This window comes from Acidimicrobiales bacterium (assembly GCA_016794585.1).
Lineage (GTDB): Bacteria > Actinomycetota > Acidimicrobiia > Acidimicrobiales > DATDAH01 > JAEUJM01.
Genome location: JAEUJM010000026.1, coordinates 205,261 through 222,887, shown reverse-complemented (window position 1 = coordinate 222,887; position 17,627 = coordinate 205,261). Strand labels below are relative to the sequence as shown.

Annotated in this window: 11 protein-coding genes; 2 read left to right on the top strand and 9 right to left on the bottom strand. The window is 72.3% G+C overall.

Annotated elements, in window-relative coordinates; genetic code table 11:
• Positions 1-33: 33 nt before the first annotated feature.
• On the bottom strand, positions 34-2,220 hold the full coding sequence (locus tag JNK12_13620) for a protein kinase (GenBank protein ID MBL8776975.1): 2,187 nt from the start codon (positions 2,218-2,220) through the stop codon (positions 34-36).
• Between the two features lie 71 nt (positions 2,221-2,291).
• On the opposite strand from JNK12_13620, the gene JNK12_13615 reads away from it, so the two are divergent.
• Both JNK12_13615 and JNK12_13610 read left to right on the top strand, forming a co-directional pair.
• Positions 2,292-3,038, top strand: coding sequence for an ROK family protein (locus tag JNK12_13615; GenBank protein ID MBL8776974.1), 747 nt, complete (start codon positions 2,292-2,294; stop codon positions 3,036-3,038).
• A gap of 179 nt (positions 3,039-3,217) precedes the next feature.
• The gene (locus JNK12_13610; protein MBL8776973.1) at positions 3,218-6,076 is read left to right on the top strand and encodes an NPCBM/NEW2 domain-containing protein; all 2,859 of its coding nucleotides are present in this window, start codon (positions 3,218-3,220) and stop codon (positions 6,074-6,076) included.
• A 79-nt stretch (positions 6,077-6,155) separates the two neighbouring features.
• Here JNK12_13610 and JNK12_13605 read toward each other — a convergent pair whose 3' ends face one another.
• From JNK12_13605 to JNK12_13570, 8 genes are all read right to left on the bottom strand, one after another.
• The gene (locus tag JNK12_13605; GenBank protein ID MBL8776972.1) at positions 6,156-8,423 is read right to left on the bottom strand and encodes a DUF11 domain-containing protein; all 2,268 of its coding nucleotides are present in this window, start codon (positions 8,421-8,423) and stop codon (positions 6,156-6,158) included.
• Positions 8,424-8,575: 152 nt separating this feature from the next.
• Positions 8,576-10,060, bottom strand: a complete 1,485-nt coding sequence (locus JNK12_13600; protein MBL8776971.1) for an extracellular solute-binding protein — start codon at positions 10,058-10,060, stop codon at positions 8,576-8,578.
• A gap of 70 nt (positions 10,061-10,130) precedes the next feature.
• Positions 10,131-11,645: an extracellular solute-binding protein gene (locus tag JNK12_13595; GenBank protein MBL8776970.1), complete on the bottom strand. Its 1,515-nt coding sequence runs from the start codon at positions 11,643-11,645 to the stop codon at positions 10,131-10,133.
• A gap of 37 nt (positions 11,646-11,682) precedes the next feature.
• The gene (locus JNK12_13590) at positions 11,683-12,588 is read right to left on the bottom strand and encodes a carbohydrate ABC transporter permease (protein MBL8776969.1); all 906 of its coding nucleotides are present in this window, start codon (positions 12,586-12,588) and stop codon (positions 11,683-11,685) included.
• A complete protein-coding gene (locus JNK12_13585; GenBank protein MBL8776968.1) occupies positions 12,578-13,999 on the bottom strand; it encodes a sugar ABC transporter permease in 1,422 nt (473 codons plus the stop codon). Before JNK12_13585 ends, JNK12_13590 begins: the two co-directional genes overlap by 11 nt.
• Complete coding sequence (locus JNK12_13580) at positions 13,996-15,081, bottom strand: ATP-binding cassette domain-containing protein (protein ID MBL8776967.1); 1,086 nt, start codon at positions 15,079-15,081, stop codon at positions 13,996-13,998. The genes JNK12_13585 and JNK12_13580 overlap by 4 nt, the downstream gene beginning before the upstream one ends.
• 188 nt (positions 15,082-15,269) lie before the next feature.
• Positions 15,270-16,712, bottom strand: a complete 1,443-nt coding sequence (gene xylB / locus JNK12_13575) for a xylulokinase (protein MBL8776966.1) — start codon at positions 16,710-16,712, stop codon at positions 15,270-15,272.
• Positions 16,713-16,846: 134 nt separating this feature from the next.
• Positions 16,847-17,605 (bottom strand): cyclic nucleotide-binding domain-containing protein, encoded by a 759-nt coding sequence (locus JNK12_13570; GenBank protein ID MBL8776965.1) that lies wholly within the window; start codon positions 17,603-17,605, stop codon positions 16,847-16,849.
• Positions 17,606-17,627 lie beyond the last annotated feature (22 nt).

Sequence of the window (17,627 nt, the reverse complement as noted above, 5' to 3'; positions counted from 1 at the left end):
CGCCGCTGCGACGGAATCCGGCGCCGGCGCCGCTCAGTTGGGGTCGACGCGGGTGAGGACGCTGCCGTCGTGGGGCACGGTCCAGAGCGAGCCCTCGCCCGCGGCCACCTCGCGCAGCTCGCCGCCGACGTTCACCTCGCCGACCACCTCGAGGGACTCGGGATCGATCTGGAGCAGGCCGCTGAGGCCGTCCACCCACGGGCGGCCGCCGTCGTCGATGGCCACCCCGCCAACGCGTTGGCCGATGTCGATGGTGTCGAGCACCTCGCCGCTCTCCTTGTCGATGCGCAGCACCGCTGAGGAGCCCTCGCTGGCCAGCCACACGAACTCGTCGTCCACCGCCGCCTCGGCGGGCTGTGCGCCCACGTCGAACGTGCCCACCACGGAGCGCTCGGCGACATCGATCTTGGTGAGGGTGCCGTCCTCGCGGTTGGTGACCCAGACCGCCTCGTCGCCGTCCGCCACGATGGCGACCGGGTCGGCCCCCACCGCGATCTCGGCCACGGTCTCGAGTGTGTCGGGGTCGATGGCCTCGACCGAGGCGTCGGCCCGGTCGGTCACCCACACCAGTCCACCCGCGGTCGTGACCGATTGCGGCCCGCCCTCGAAGGCGATGGTCTCGCGCACGGTGCCGTCCGCCGGATCGAGGCGCGCCACCTCCTGGGCCTCGAGCGACGCGACCCAGACCGACCCGAGCCCCACGGCCACGTCGCGGGGCCCCTCCCCCACGTCGACGGTGGCGGTGACCTTGTCGTCGCCGGCATCGACACGCGTGACCGTGGCGTCGTCGCGGTTGGCCACCCAGGCGGCACCGTCGTCGACGGCCACACCGCGCGGGGTGGCGCCCACCGGGACGGTGGCCACCACCTCGCCGCCGGTGCCACTGGGCACGTCGGCGCTCTCCGCGACGTCGTCGCCTCCGCCGCCGCCGGCATCCTCGCCCCCGTCGTCGCCACCACCGCCGCCGAGCAGCACTACGGCGCCGACGACGAGCAGAGCGACCACGACCACCGCGCCCAGGACCAAGGGCAGCTTCGAGCGGCGGGCCGGGGGATCGGCGGGTGGGACCGGCGGCGGCGCGGACTGGTCGGCCACGGATGGGGCCGGCGACGAAGCAGCCGGCGGTGTGGCAGGCGGCGGCGCGGCAGCGGGCGCAGGCGGCGCGGGTGCGGACGGTTCCGTGGCGGCCGCCGCCGGAGGTGGCGGCGGCGCGGAGGCCGGAGCAGGGGAAGCCGGTGGCGCCGGAGGGGCTCCCGCCGCCGGCTCGCCGGCGTCGGTGGCCACCTGCACGGTGGTGCCCGAGTCTTCGCCGGCGGCAGGCACATGCGGAAGGACGGCGCCCGTCACGGTCGGGCCGGATACCTCGCCGCGAGGGTCGAGGCGCATCTCGGTGACGGGCACCCCGAGGGCGCGCTGCGCCTCCTGGAGGGCGCGACCGAGCTCGGCGGGGCTCGCGGGCCGATCGGCGGGATCCTTGGCCGTTGCCGCCTCCACCACCGCCGCCACCTCGCCGGGCACGCCCAGACCTCGCAGGTCGGGCACCGGGTCGTTGACCACGCGGGTGACGGCGGCGAGCACGTTCTCGTCGGATGCCCGCAGGAACGGCGGATGGCCGGCGAGCAGGTGGAACAAGGTGGAGCCCAGCGAGTACACGTCCCCCGCCGCGCCCACCCGCTCGCCCCGGAGCGCCTCGGGGGAGGCGTGGGCGAGGGTGAACGACGCCATGCCCGCGGCGGTGGCCACCGTGTTCTCGCCGGTGGCGAGACCGAAGTCGGACAGCTTGGCCTCGCCGTAGAGCCCGATGAGCACGTTCTCCGGCTTGAGGTCGCGGTGCAACACGCCGGCGTCGTGGGCGGCCTGGAGCGCGCCCGCCACCTGGATGACCATGTTGACCGCCTCCTCCCACGGCAGCGGCCCGAGGTGCACGAGGCGGTCGGCCAGCGAGCCGCGGTCCAGGTACTCCATGGCGAGGAACGGGTCGCCTTGGCCGGTGGTCCCGAGGTCGTAGACCACGACGATGTTCGGGTGCCACGAGAGCGCGCCCATCGCCCGGCACTCCCGCTCCCAGCGCCGCGTGGCGCCCTCGTCGCCCTGGAGCTGGGAAAGCACCTTCAGGGCCACGACGCGGTCGAACTGCACATGGCGCGCCTTGTAGACGATGCCGAAACCGCCCCGGGCCACCTCGGTGATCTCGTCGTAGCCCTGCACGTCGATCGACATGGCGCGATGGTAGGTCGGACGCCGCCGCGGCTTCCGGCGGACCGGGAGCGCCCGCGCTACCGTCCCCCGCGATGGAGCGCTTCGGCATCGACATCGGCGGCAGCGGCATCAAGGGTGCACCGGTGGACACCGCCACGGGTCGCCTGCTGGCCGAGCGCCAACGCTTCGAGACGCCCCAGCCCGCCACTCCCGAGGCCGTCACCGACACCGTGGCGCAGCTCGTCGCCGGCTTCGGCTGGACCGGCCCCGTCGGCGCCACCTTCCCCGGCATCGTGCGCCACGGGGTCATCGGGTCGGCGGCCAACGTCGACAAGGCGTGGATGGGGGTCGACGCCGCGGCTCGCTTCGGGGCGGCGGTCGGAGCGCCGGCCACGGTCCTGAACGACGCCGACGCGGCCGGGGTCGCCGAGGTGGCCTTCGGCAACGGCAAGGGCGTGGCCGGCGTGGTGCTCCTGCTCACCTTCGGCACCGGCATCGGCAGCGCCCTGTTCGTCGACGGCCGCCTCGTCCCCAACACCGAGCTCGGGCATCTGGAGGTCGACGGCCACGACGCCGAGAGCCGGGCGGCGGCGTCGGTGCGCGAGGAGCACGACCTGAGCTGGAAGCACTGGGCCACGCGCGTCGATCGCTACCTCGAGGTCGTCGAGGCCCTCTTCTCCCCCGAGCTCATCATCATCGGCGGTGGCGTCAGCAAGAAGGCCGACAAGTTCCTGCACCTGCTCGAGCGCAGCACCCCGGTGGTCCCGGCCGAGCTGCGCAACGAGGCCGGCATCGTGGGAGCGGCGATGGCCTCGGTCCCCGCCACCCCCGGCCCCTAACAACGGCGCCGCCGAGGGCCGACGGGTACCCCATCGACCACTCGACGCGCGCCCCGGCGCAGGGGCAGGCGGGACCCGAGCCCGAGCAGGCGCTCGCGCGCCCGGGGCCGCCCGGGCGCGGACGGGGACGGGAAGGCACGGCTGGACGCCCGCGACGGCGCCGCCTCACCGCCCTGGTCGTGGTCGGCGCGCTGACCGCGCTCGCCGGGGTGACGGTCGGGCCGACCCCCGGGGGCACCCCCGGCCCCAGCGATGGTGTCGGCACCCCCGCCGCCGAGGCCGAGACCCTTCCCGCCGGATTCCAGGACCGGGTCGTCATCGCCGGCCTGGACGACCCGACCGTGGTGCGCTTCGCCGTCGACGGCCGCGTCTTCGTGGCCGAGAAGGCGGGCCGCATCAAGGTGTTCGACGGGCTCGACGACCGCACCGCCACGGTGGTGGCCGACCTGCGCACCAACGTGCACGGCTACTGGGACCGGGGCCTGCTCGGGTTCAACCTCGACCCCCAGTTCCCGGGCCAGCCCTACCTCTACGTGCTCTACGCCCACGATGCCGCCATCGGGGGCACCGCACCCCGATGGGGCGACACCTGCCCCACTCCCCCAGGGCCGCTGACGAACGGCTGCGTGGTGTCGACCCGGCTCTCGCGCTTCGAGCTCCAGGGGACGACCGTGGGCCCGGAGCAGGTGCTGGTCGAGGACTGGTGCCAGCAGTACCCCAGCCACGGCGCCGGCGACATCGAGTTCGGTCCCGACGGCACGCTCTACGCCAGCGGGGGCGACGGGGCGAGCTTCACCTTCAACGACTACGGCCAGTTCGGGGTCCCCGCCAACCCCTGTGGCGACCCTCCGACCCCGCCAGGGACCATGCTCAGCATTCCCCACACCGAGGGCGGCTCGCTGCGCTCCCAGGACGCCCGCACCACCTCCGACCCACTGGGCCTCGACGGCACCGTCATCCGGGTCAACCGCGCCACTGGCCGGGGCGTGCCCACCAACCCGTTCCCCAACCGCACCGGCAACTGGAAGCGCCTGGTCGCCTACGGACTGCGCAACCCGTTCCGGCTCGCCTTCAACCCCGCCGGCGAGCTCCACATCGCCGACGTGGGCGGCGGCGCCTACGAGGAGGTCGAGCGCCTCGCCGACCCGAGTGGCCAGGCGGAGAACTTCGGGTGGCCGTGCTACGAGGGCCCGGCCCGGATGCCCGCGTTCGACGGCATGGGCATCGACCTGTGCGAGCGCCTCTACACCCGGCCCGAGGCCGTGACCACCCCGGTGTTCTCCTACCGGCACGACGCCCACGTCGCCCCGGGCGAGTCCTGCCCGGTGGGCAGCTCGTCGCTGTCGGGCATCGGCTTCTACGACGGCGGGGACTACCCCGACGAGTACGACGGGGCCCTGCTGCTGGCCGATTACAGCCGCAGCTGCATCTGGGCCATCCCGCCAGGCGGCGACCCCGTGGCGCTGGTGGACGGCGCCCATGCCCCGGTCGACCTCCAGATCGGCCCGGACGGAGACGTCTTCTACGTCGACCTCACCGGGGGCGCCATCCGCCGCATCACCTGGGACGCGCTGGCTCCGCCCTCACGGTCGGCGTACCTGAGCGACCTCAGCTGGGCCACGGCGACCAACGGCTGGGGCCCCGTCGAGCGAGACACCAGCAACGGCGAGGAGGCGCCCCTCGACGGTCTCCCGCTGTCCATCGAGGGCGCGACCTACGCCAAGGGCCTCGGCACCAACGCCCCGTCGACCCTCACCTACCCCATGGGCGGCCGCTGCTTCTCGTTCACCGCCGACGTGGGCATCGACGATGAGGTCGGTGCGGGCGGCAGCGCGCAGTTCGTCGTGCGGACCGACGGCACCGAGCGATTCCGCAGCCCGGTCCTCACCGGCGTGGACGGGCCCCTGCCCGTCACCGTCGACCTCACCGGTGCGCAGCAGCTCGAACTGGAGGTGCTCGACGGCGGCGACGGCAACGCCGCCGACCACGGCGACTGGGCCGATGCCTTCGTGGACTGCACCCCCTCGGGCCCCGCTCCGCTGAGCGCCCGGGCCTGGCACGCCGCCAGCAACGGCTTCGGCCCGGTCGAAATCGACCAGAGCAACGGGGCGAACGGCGCCGGCGACGGTGGCCCGCTGACCTTGGACGGGGTGACCTACGCCGACGGCCTCGGCGCCCACGCGCCGTCGCGCGTCGTCTACGACCTCGAGCCCGGATGCACCTCGTTCACCGCCGACATCGGGGTGGACGAGGAGGCCGGCATGGCCGGCTCGGTGCAGTTCCGGGTCGAGGGCGGTGGCGGACGGGTCCTGTACGAGAGCGCGGTGATGCGATCGTCCACCCCCACCCGCCACCTGGACCTCGACCTCGCCGGCGAGACCCGCATCAAGCTGGTCGTGGCCGACGGCGGCGACGGCAACACCGGCGACCACGCCGACTGGGCACAGGCCCGGGTGACCTGCGACAACCCGCCCGCGGCCGGACGGGTCCACATCGACGCCCCGTCGGCCACCAGCCACTGGCGGGTCGGTCGGGTGCTCGCCTTCTCGGGCGGCGCTGAGACCGCCACCGGGGTCCCGTTGCCGGCCTCCCGCCTCAGCTGGGCGCTGATCATGCAGCACTGCCCGAGCAACTGCCACAGCCACGTGGTCCAGACCTGGCGCGGGGTGCGCTCCGGCACCTTCCTCGCCACCGACCATGAGTTCCCGTCACACCTCGAGCTGCGCCTGACCGCCCGGATGCCCGGCGGCGACACCGTGGTGCGCCGGCGCGACCTGGATCCCCGCACGGTGGAGCTCACCTTCGCCAGCACCCCGACGGGCCTGCCCCTGGTGGTCGGCGCCACCTCCGAGCCCGCCCCCCTCACCCGCACCGTGATGATCGGTTCGGTGAACTCGGTGGCGGCGCCGGCCACCGCACCCGTGATCGGGGGCACCGCCACCTTCGACCGCTGGTCCGACGGCGGCGCCCGCAACCACACCGTCACCGCGCCCTCCCACGACGCCCGCTACCGCGCGTACTTCACCATCACCCCCTGATCGGGCGGGCGCGGTACCGGTTCCCGATCCCGGTGCTTCCGCACCGAGATCGGGAACCAGAGGCGGACGGGCGCTGAACCTACGGCCGGCGGAGGCGGAGTCGGCCGCCGGGGGCCCGGCGGGCCAGGCCCACCAGGGCGGCGCCGGCGGCGACGAGGCCGCCACCCCACGCCGCCAGCTCGGCGACGTCACCACCGGTGCGGGGCAGCGGCCCGGTGCCGCCGGACGGGTCGGGGTCCCGGGTCAGGGGCGGCTCCTCGAGCACCGGCACGACGACGGTGTCGACGTCGATGTCGTGGTTGTCGTCGGGTGACGGGTCCGGCCCGTGGGTGCCGTCGTCCTGCACGCCCACCTGGTTGAGGATCTCCGCTCCCGCCACGGCGTCGTCGAGGACGGCCACGGTGACCTCCACGGTGCGCTCCTCGCCGGCGGCCAGGCCGAACCAGGGCCACACCACGGCGGGGCTCCCGTCGCGGGCCGGGTCGCCGGCGCCGTCGAACGCGGCGTCGTCCGATGCCGAGACGAAGCGCGTGCCCGGCGGCAGCACGTCCACCAGGGCCACGCCGGAGGCGTCGACCGTGCCGTGGTTGGCCACCGTGATCTCGTAGGTGGTCTCGTCCCCGGGAGCCAGGGTGTCGACCCCGTCGTCCTTGCTGACGGCGAGGTCGGGCCCGTCCAGCTCGGTGAACTCGACCACGGCGTCATCGCTCGCCTCCACGTCGTCGCCCTCGACACCGCTGGGCAAGAGCTCGACGCCGTGCACCGTGACCACGTCCACGTGGGGCCCGCCGTCGTGCGCGGGCTCGACCCGGGCCACGAACGAGCACGTGCCGGTGGCGCCGGGCGCCATCACCCGACTGCCGGGCTCCGAGTCGTCGCAGGTGTTGTCACGCACCAGGGTGTTGTCGGGGTCGAAGAGGTCGCCGTAGACATCGTCGTAGAGCGCGTCGATGCGCACGGGCTCGACCGCGTCCGGGTTGGTGAGGGTCAGGGTGAACGTGGCGTCGCCCGCCGTCGGCAGTGACGTGGGGGCGGCCACCTTGTCCAGCTCGAGCCCGGGGCCCTGTTGGTAGTTGCGCACCTCGCACACCGTCTGGAGGTGACGGGGCACGGTGACCGCGAACCAGGGCGTTTCGGAGGCCTCGGCCCCCCGCTCCACCGTCCCGGTCTGGCGCGACCCCGCCGACGGGGTCGAGCACGTGACCCCTGCCTGGCGCTGCCCGTCGGCCAGTTGCTCGGTCACCACCACGTCGGTGTCCCCCGAGGGGTTCAACCAGCTGAGGGTGGTGGTGCCGTCGGCGCCGGTGGTCACCTCGGTGCCCGGCGCGAGGAAGGCCGGGGCGCCACCGGGGAAGCTGACGTCGAAGTCCCAGTTCGCTCGAGGCACCCACGAGCCGGGCTCGGTGCCGGGCACGAGCTTGCGGATGACCAGCGAACCACCGCAGATGCGGGTGGCCACGTCGAGCAGGGCGTCGCTGAGACCCCCGAAGTCGGTCAGCCAGTAGTCCTGGAACTCTTCGGCGGCCGGGTAGCCCCCGGTGACCCGCTCGAGGTTGGGGGCGTTCACGTCGCCCACGCCGACGGCGATGACGCGCGTCGGGGCCGACGTGGTCTTCACCTCCTCGGCGGCGGCCAGCGCGCTGTCGACCTTCGCGTCGGTGGCGTCGACGCCGGCGACGCCCGCCGCAAGCTGGGCGTTGTCGATGGTGGGGGCCCCGTCGGTGAAGAAGATCACCACGTCGGCGTCGCGCGGCCGGTCACCGTTCGGTGCGACCGCGCCGGGGATGCCGTGCGAGGAACGGCCGAGGCCGGCCTCCCAGTTGGTGGCTCCCACCCGGCGCGTGTCCGGATCCGTGTCGGCGTTGAAGGTGCGGGTGAAGGGGATGGCGTCGACGGTCCCCCGCACGGTGGCCACACCCCCGGGCGTGGCCAGCGACGTGAAACCGACGCTCGGGTAGTCGGACGCCGAGATGGTCGCGCCCGCGGGGGCGCCGGCGAACGGGTTCGGGCCGGTGTAGCCGGAGGCCAGGGTGCCGAAGGACCAGACCGCCATGCTGGCGCCCGTGCCGCGGAGGCGCTCGGCGAGATCGCCCACGGCGCCGCGCACGAGCGCCGGGTTGGCCTCGCTGGCGCCCTTGATGGAGTCGGAGCGGTCGACGACGACGCCGACGCGCATGTTGCAGTCGGTGGGCCACGCGTTGTTGGCGATGCCCGGCCCGGGGTCGGCGCCGGCGGGCCGGGCCCCGGCCAGCAGGGCGACGGGGACGAACCACACCACCGAGGCGAGGAACAGGGCGACGGCCCACAGGGCGCGACGCGGGGGCGGACGGAAAAGGATGACGGGCATGGGCCCCTCCTGGTGCGACGGATCGAGGCCGGCGGTGCGTCAGCCGTCAGCGAGTCCGGGCACGGGGCCCAACGGGTCCTGAAACGCCTTTCAGTATGTATCAGTATCTTTCATGCGGTGCAAGGCCCGGGGTCGAGGCCCCGGGCCCGCCGCTAGAAGTTCTCCTCCTGGTACCGCTCGATGGCCTCGGTGATCTCGGCCTCGGCGTCGGCGAGCACGTCCTCCGGCGCGGCGTCGTTGAGGAGCATGTCCTCGACCGCTTGGCGGACCGCGGTGCGCATCTCGGTGTAGGGCCCGACCAGCGGGCCGGGGAACTCGGGATCGATGCCGTTCTGCTGCTGCTCGAACGAGATGGCCAGCCACTGCCCCGAGAGGGTGTCCGCCCAGGTGCGGGCCACCTCGGGCACGTCGGCCACGCTCACCAGGGTGGGGTCGTTGCTGCCGACCAGGTTGCTCACCACCTGCATGTCGACCGAGTTCACCCACTTCATGTAGTCCCACGCCGCCGCCTGCACCTCGGGGGGCGTGGTGCTCATCATGTAGTAGACGCCGCCGCCCACCTGGATGTGGCCGGGCTCCTCCATGCCGGGGAACTCGTCGGCGCCGATGTTCAGGCCGCTCAGGTCGACGTCGGCGTTGACCCGGCCGTCGGTGAGGTCACCAGCGCTCAGCTGGCCCTTGAGGAAGGCCTCCACCGAGGTGGCCGCGCTCGATGCCTCGACGCTGAACGAGCCCTGCTCGTTGGCGAGCGCGAGGTACTGGTCGATCTGGCCGGGCACGTCGGTGATGGGGAGCATCAGGCCGTCGTCGTTCATGTCCTTGAGCCACTGGAACAGCTCGAGGGCGCCCTCGCTGTTCAGCACCGACTCGGTGGCCGGCGCCTCCCGGCCGTTGTTGTTGTCCACGAACGGGATGTGGTTGCCGGTCAGCCAGAACTCGACCTGCCACGGGGCCATGTGCCACACGAAGGGGTGCTCGGTGACGCCGGCGTCCTTGATGGCCTGGGCCGCCTCGCGGATCTCGTCGAGGTTGGTGGGCGGGTTCTCGGGGTCGAGACCGGCCTCCTCGAAGTGGTCGACGTTGAAGTAGATGAGGGCGTTCGAGCCCGTCATCGACGCCGGGTAGAGGTTGCCGTCGACCGAGTAGTAGTCCACGAGGGTGGGGACGAAGTCCGACATGTCGTAGTCGTCGGCGGCGATGCAGGACTGCGCCGGCAGGATCGTGCCGGAGTCGGCCATGGCCTGGGTCTGAGTGTCCTCGAGCAGGGCGATGCCGGGAAGGTCGTTGCTCGGGATGGCCTGGTTGTACTTGCGCTGGAGCTCCTCGAACGAGGTCGCCTGGTTCTCGACCTCGATGCGCACCCGGTCCTGCGAGGCGTTGTAGGCATCGGCGATCTCGTTGATCGCCTCCTCGCCCTTGGCCACCGACGCGTGCCAGAGGGTCACCTCGATGGGCAGGTCGCTCTCGGGGACGTCGTCGAGCGCGGTGACGGGGCACTCGGGCAGCGCACCGGCGTCCCCGGCGCCGGCGTCACCGGCCTCGTCGTCGCCCGCTCCCCCGCCGGAGGTGCCGCCGCAGGCGGCGACGAACAGGGCCGCGACGACGGCCAGGGCGACGACGAACGGGGTGCGGCGCATGGCCGCAGGCTAGGCGACAGGTCCGGGTCAGGGCAGGGCCGGAAGACCCTGCCCTGACACCGGAGTGTCGTCAGAAGTTCTCTTCCTCGTACTGCGCGATGGCGTCGTCGACTTCGGTCTGGGCGTCGATCAGCACCGCCGCCGGATCACCGTCGTTGAAGTACATGTCCTCGAGGGCACCGGTCATCGCCGCCCGGAACTCGGTGTAGGGCCCGAGGGTGATGCCGGGGAACTCGGGATCGACACCGTTGAGGAGCTGGTCGTAGCCGAGGGCCAACCACTGGCCCGACAAGGTGTTCTGCCAGGTCTCCTGGAGCGTCGGGTCGGCGGCGGCCGACTCGAGCAGCGGGAGGTAGGAGCCCTGGAGGTCGTTGAAGACCTGGCTCTCGGTGGTGTTGATGAACTTCATGAAGTCCCACGCCGCCGCCTGGACCTCGGGCGGGGTGGTGTTGGTCATGTAGTAGACGCCGCCGCCCACCTGCGGGCGTCCCGGCTCGGAGACGCCGGGAAGCTGGGTGGCGCCGATGTCGAGGCCCTCGAGGTCGAGCCCCTCGACGTTGATGCGCCCGTCCCCGCTCAGTTGGCTGGTGTCGAGCTGACCCTTGAGGAACGACTCGATGGAGGTGGCCGCCGTGGTGGTCTCGACCGCCATCGACGACCGCTGCGTGGCCATGGCCGTGTACTGGTCGATCTGGCCGTCGGTGTCGGGGATCGGCAGCATCAGGCCGTCGTCGGCCATGTCGTTCAGGTAGCTGAACAGGTCGTTCAGCTGCTCGTTGTCCTCGAGGGTCGCCTCGGTGGCGGGCTCGTCGCGGCCGTCGCCGTTGTTGACCAGCTCGACGCCCTCGCCCGTCATCCACGACTCGATGAACGACGAGGTGGCCACCTGGACCCACGGGGCCTCGACGCCGGCGATGTTGGCGTCGGCGATGGCCTGCGCGGCGTCCCGCATCTCCTCGAGGGTGGTCGGCGGGTTCTCGGGGTCGAGGCCGGCCTGCTCGAAGTGCTTCTTGTTGTAGTAGAGGATGGGCGTCGACAGGTTCATCGAGGCCGGCCACACCACGTCGTCGATGCCGTAGTAGTCGAGGGCGATGGGCAGGAAGTCGTCGGTGCTGAAGCTGTCGTCGGCCTCGTCGCACGAGGTCAGGGGGATGACCGTGCCGCTGTCGGCCATCGACTGGTTCTGGATGTCCTCGAGGATGGCGATGGCGGGCAGGTCACCGCTGGGGATGGCCTGCTGGTACTTGCGCTGGAGCTCGCGGTACGACGCGCCCTGGCTCTCGATCCTCACCACGACCTTGTCCTGGGACTCGTTGTACTGCGCGGCGAGGTCCTCGAGGGCCTCCTGGGTCTTGGCGACGTAGGCGTGCCACACGGTCACCTCGACCGGGCCGGTGGCGCTCTCCAGCGCGTCGACCGGGCACTCGGGCAGGTCGGCGGCGGCGTCCTCGCCGCCGTCGCCACCGTCGCCACTGTCGCTGCTGCCCCCGCCGCTCGAGCCGCCGCAGGCCGCCACCACGAGGGCGAACAGCACGGCGACGACGACGGCGAGGAAGGTCCGGGAGGGTCGGGAGGTGCGGTGCATCACACTTCTTTCTGGTGGAAGCGCTTCATGGGTCCGGTCAGCCCTTCACCGCTCCGGCCGTGAGGCCGCGGATGAGCTGACGCTGGAGGAAGATCAGGAGCAACAGGACGGGGACGGCGGCGATGATGGCGGCGGCGAAGCCGATGTTCGACTCCTCCACGTTGCTGGCCGCCACGGACTTGAGGCCGATCTGCACGGTCTCCCACTCGGAGACGGTGACCACGGCCCGGGGCCAGAGGTACTGGTTCCAGGCCGCCAGCAGCGAGATCACCCCGAACGACGCCACCACCGGTCGGGTGATGGGCACGGCCACGCGGGTCATGAACGCGAAGTGGCCGTAGCCGTCGAGCTTGGCGGCGTCGAGCAGGTCCTTCGGGATGCCCATGAAGCCCTGGCGGATCAAGAAGATGCCGAACGCCGTGGCGAGGAAGGGAACGGTGAGGCCCTGGTACGAGTTGAGCCAGCCGAGGTCCCGGATGGTGCCCACGTTGGGGATCAGCGTGACCTCGATGGGCAACATGAGCGTGGCCATGAAGACCACGAAGACCAGGCGCTTGAACGGGAAGCGCAGGAAGGCGAACGCGTAGGCGCAGAGGATGGACGTCACCAGCTGGCAGGCGGCGATGATCACCGTGACCACCGCGCTGAGGGCCATGCGCCGGCCCAGCTCGCCTTCGGAGAAGGCCCGGCTGAAGATGTCCCACTCGGTCGAGACGGGATAGAGGGGAAGGCCCTCGTTGACGTAGGCCACCGGGGTCGAGAGCGCCCGCACCAGGGTCATCCACACGGGGAAGAGCACGAACAGCGAGAGGAACGACAAGAACAGGTACCAGCCCACGTTCTTGGCCGTGCGGGCGTGCTTGCCCGGCATGGCGCCCACCGCGGTGGACGGAGCGCCCAGCACCGGGGCCGGGTCGTTCATGGCGATGGTGTCAGCTGCCATAGTGCACCCGCCGATCCAGGATCAGGAACTGGCCCATGGTCACGATGAAGGTGATGCCGAACAACCCGAGGGCCATGGCGGACCCTTCACCGAGGTCGATGGGTTGTTGGAGCTGGAAGATCTTGAACACCAGCGTCTCGCTGGCCCCCGCCGGCCCGCCGGCGGTGAGGATGTCGATCTGGGCGAAGGCCTGGAAGGCGAACACGGTGAGCACCACGATGAGGAACAGCAGCGTGGGCGAGATGATGGGCAGGGTGACGCTGAAGAACCGGCGGATCGGGCCGGCGCCGTCGAGGGTGGCGCTCTCCACCAGTTCGTCGGGTACGGCCTGGAGGCCGGCCAGCACGATGATGAAGGTGAGGCCGAGGTTCTGCCACACCGACGACAGCGACACGCCGAACAGCACCTGGTTGGGCTCGGCCAGCCAGTCGACCTTGAAGTAGCCCACCTGCGGGTTGAGCAGCACGAAGAAGATCACCGACGCGACCGCGACCGACGTGGCCACCGTGGACGACAGCACGGTCTGGAAGAACTTGATGCCCTTGAGGCGGCGGTTGGCGACCACGGCGAGGACGATGCCGAGGACCAGGCCCGCGGGCACGGTGAACAGCACGTAGGTGAGGGTGTGCACCAACCCCTCACGGAACTCGTCCCCCGCCAACACGTCGGTGAGCTGGCTCGGGCCGACATAGCGCTCGGCGGTGCCGGTGCGGTTCTGCTGGTAGAGCGCGAAGTGCACCAGGCGCCCGAGCGGGTAGAAGAAGAACCCGTAGAACACGGCGAAGGCAGGCGCGAGGAACACCACCGCCAGGAGGGCCTCGCGTCGCTCGCTGGGGCTGCGCCAGTTCCACCGCTCGCTCGAGCCGCCGAACGACGAGCTGCCGCCGGCGGAGGCACTGGGGAACGGCCGCTGACCGCCGATGGCGAACAGCGCCAGCGCCACGAGGGGCAACACGACGGCCACGACCGGGAACACGACCGCGTCCTTGGTGATGACGAGGGTCCAGAAGGCGAAGAGGGCGCCGACGCCGAGGAACCACCACTGGAGGCCGACCGCGCTGGGCACCGCCTCGGGGTCGCCGGCGAGGAGCGCCCGGCCGAGGGTGATCTCCTTGCGGCTGAGCAGCAGCAGGCACGTGGCCACGACGGCCAGCAGCAGGTAGGTGTCGAGGTTGGCGATGGCGAGGTCGGGGAACAGGCCCGGGGTGGCGGCATCGATGCCCACCGTCCGGATCAGCGCCCAGACGATGCCGACCACCAGGTCGAGGGTCATCCCGAGGGTGACCACCGCGGCGACCGCGCCGGCCACGCCGAGGATGGCGCCCTGGAGGAACAGGACGATGGCCGCGCCGGTGACCCCAGCGGACCGCACCGGTGGCGCCACCGGCTCGATCGGCTGGATGAGGGTCAATTCAGGCGCTCCGTCGTCTGCGCGTCGAAGACGTGCACGTTCTCCAGGTGGTGGCCGAGCGTGACCGCGTCGCCGATCTTCGGCGCCGCGCCCTCGTCGGTCTCCTGGCGCACGATGGCCTTCGAGCCGGCGATGTCCACGATGATGTGGCGCTCGTGGCCCAGCCACTCGACGGCCTTGACCGTGGCGGCGATGGAGCCCTCACCGAGGTGCAGGTGCTCGGGGCGAATGCCCACGACCACCTTGGTGCCGACGGCGACGTCGCCCTGGAAGGGGATGCGGCTTTCGCCGGCGGCGACCATGCCCGCCTCGGCCACCTCGCCGTCGATGGTGTTCATCGGCGGGCTGCCGATGAAGCGGGCCACGAAGAGGTTGGCCGGGCGCTCGTAGACGGCCTGCGGCTCGCCCACCTGCTGGAGCCGCCCGTCGGCGATGACCGCCATGCGATCGGCCATGGTCATGGCCTCGACCTGGTCGTGGGTCACGTAGACGAAGGTGGTGGCGACCTCGCGGTGGAGCTCGACGATGTCGAGACGGGTCTGGGCCCGCAGCTTGGCGTCCAGGTTGGACAGGGGCTCGTCCATGAGGAACACCTCGGGCCGGCGCACCATGGCCCTGGCGAGGGCGACGCGCTGGCGCTGGCCACCGGAGAGGGCGCCGGGCTTGCGCTTGGTGAGCTCGGTGAGGCCCAGGGTGCGCACCGCGTCGTCGACCCGCTCCGCGCGCTCTTCCGCGGTGAGCTTGCGCGGCGTCCCACCGTCGACCGCGTACTTGCGGGCCTTCAGGGGGAACTCGATGTTCTGGGCCACGGACATGTGCGGATAGAGCGCGTAGCTCTGGAACACCATCGCGATGTCGCGGTCCTTCGCCTCGACGTTGTTGACGATGCGGTCGCCGATGCGCAGGGTGCCCTCGGTGATGGTCTCGAGGCCGGCGATCATGCGCAGGGCCGTGCTCTTGCCGCAGCCCGACGGGCCGAGCAGCACCATGAACTCGCCGTCGACGATGTCCAGGGTGAGCGCGTCGACCGCGGTGACGGTGTCGAAGCGCTTCGTGACGCCTTCGAAGGCGACCCCGCTCACCGCCGTCGCTCCCGGCGCCGACCGTCGACCACTGTGCTCATGTTCTGCTCCGCCCCAAGCTCGATCCGCTCATCGGTTGGCTGCCTCTCCCCTTCGACCCGGCCGTCAACGTAGGCCCGAGCGGCGACGCCGAGGCCAGGCGCGGGTAAACGTAGCCCACCGCGGAGGTGAACGATCGCCTCTGGTCGTCACCCCCGGGCCGCGGCGTAGGCGGCCCGAATGGCCGCGGCGTCGGTGCCGGCGTCGGGCTCGATGACCGGCCCCTCCCCCAGACCCCAGGCCGAGGCCACGGCGACCGGATCTGTGCCCGTGAGCGCGGCGGCGGCCTGGACGCACGCACCGGTCGCCACCAGCTCGCCGGCGGCCGGCACCGTGATGGGGCGATCCGACAGCGCGGCGAGCACGTGGCGGTACGCCCGCGAGCGCGCCCCGCCGCCGACGAGCACCGTGCGCCCGGACGAGACGTCCACGCCCGCGGCCACCAGGGCGTCGAGGCCCTCGAGCAGGCTGCACACGACGCCCTCGTAGGCGGCCCGGGCGAGGTGCGCCTTCGAGGTGCCGTGGCGCAGGCCGGCGACCGTGCCGGTGGCGTCGGGCCGGTTCGGGGTGCGCTCGCCGTTGAAGAACGGGACCAGGACCACCCCACCCGAGCCTGCCGGCGTCGAGAGGGCGAGGTCGGAGAGCGCGTCGGCGTCGAGGCCGAACAGCCGGCCCATGTCGTCGGTGACGCCCGTGGCGTTGAGCGTGCACACCAGCGGCAGGAAGCGCCCGGTGGCGTCGGCGAAGCCTGCCACCGCGCCGCTGGCGTCGGCGGTGGCGGTCTCGCTGACGGCGTACACCGTGCCCGAGGTGCCGAGGGAGAACGCCACGTCACCGGCCCCGAGACCCATACCCAGTGCGGCGGCCATGTTGTCGCCGGTGCCGGCCGCGACGAGGGGCTCGCCGCGGAGTCCCAGCACGTCTGCGGCGCCGCGGAACAGCGGGCCGGCGGCCTCGCCGGGCCCCAGGACCTTCGGCAGGCGGGCCAGCCAGCCGTCGTCGCCCGGGGCGTCGTCCACCACCCGCAGCAGGTCGGTGCGGTAGCGACCCTCGGTGGGCGACCAGTAGCCCGTGCCCGAGGCGTCGCCGCGGTCGGTGACCATGGCGCCGGTGAGCTTGTAGGTGAGCCAGTCGTGGGGCAACAGGACGTGGGCGAGGCGTTCGAAGTGCTCGGGCTCCTTGCGGTGCAGCCAGGAGAGCTTGGTGATGGTGAACGAGGCCACGGGCACGCTGCCGGCGGCCGCGGCCCACGCGTCGGGGCCGTCGAGCTGTTGCACCAGCCAGCCGGCGTCGGCCGCGGTCTCGGTGTCGTTCCACAGCTTCGCCGGGCGCAGCACCTGGCCGTTGTCGCCCAGCGCCACCATGCCGTGCTGTTGGGCGGCGACCGACAGGGCGTCCACCTCGGTGACGCCGGCGGCGGCGATCGCCCCCGCCAGCGCGCCCCACCACGCCTCGGGGTCCTGCTCGCTGCGCGGCGGCGCAGTCGGCGGGTGCGGTGCCTGGCCGGAGGCGACCAGCGCGCCGGTGTCCGCGTCGCGGACCTCCACCTTGGTGGAGCGGGTGGACGAGTCGATGCCGAGGACGAGCGCCATACGCGCGCCTGTCTAGTGCATTCCCGGCGCCGGTCGGGCCGAGCCCCTCGCTCGCGGAACCAGGATCGTGATGCCGGCGTGCGGACCCTGGTGCCGGAACGGGTCGGGCGGGCCGGGGCCGAGAAGCGAGGAAGCTAGAAGGAGGTGGCGCCCGGGGGTGCCCCCGGTGGCGGGCCGCCGGCCGGCGGGGTGGGCGGGGGGCTCGCCGGTGGCGGCGGCGGTGCTGCCGCGGGCGGGACCGGCGGAGGACCACCCCTCGGGACGGGGGGCGGCGCCGGCGTCTGGCCGAGCAGCGGGGCATCGCCCGTGGCCGCGCTGACGGTGAGTGCGGCGATGTAGTCCTCGGCCGGGAGCTTGAGGATCACGCAGTCGGTCACCGAGCGCACCCCGATGTCGGACAGGATGCGGTGGGTGATGGCGTGGTCGCCGAACCCCTCCCCCTCGGCCAGCTTGCGGCCGGTGGCCGTGGCGATGGGCCCCGTCGGGCCGCCCTCGCCGCCGAAGAGCTCGGCCTCGCCCTTCTTCAGCACGTAGTAGTGCGACGCCGGGTCGCCGTACTGGACGATCCACGTGTCGGCCGGCACCTTCTGCTCGTCCATGTAGGACGCGAGGTCGCGGGCCAGGTTGAGGTCGAGGCCGGCGAAGCTCTTCTGCACGAAGCCGCCGACCTCGCCCCACAGCATCTCGGTGGGATCGAGGGGCTCGTCGGGCGGCCACTGCTTGTCGATGGGCTTCGCGGCAACAAGGGTGATGAGCCACAGCACCACCAGCACGATCGCGGTGAGCACCGCGAGCGTGAGGAGCATGCGCAGGGGTGTCGGACCGACGCCCAGCAGCGGCAGCTCGATGCCGATGACCATCGAAGCGACTGCGTCCACGAGGCGTCCCTCCATCTCGTCCCCTCCCCGTTCCTGC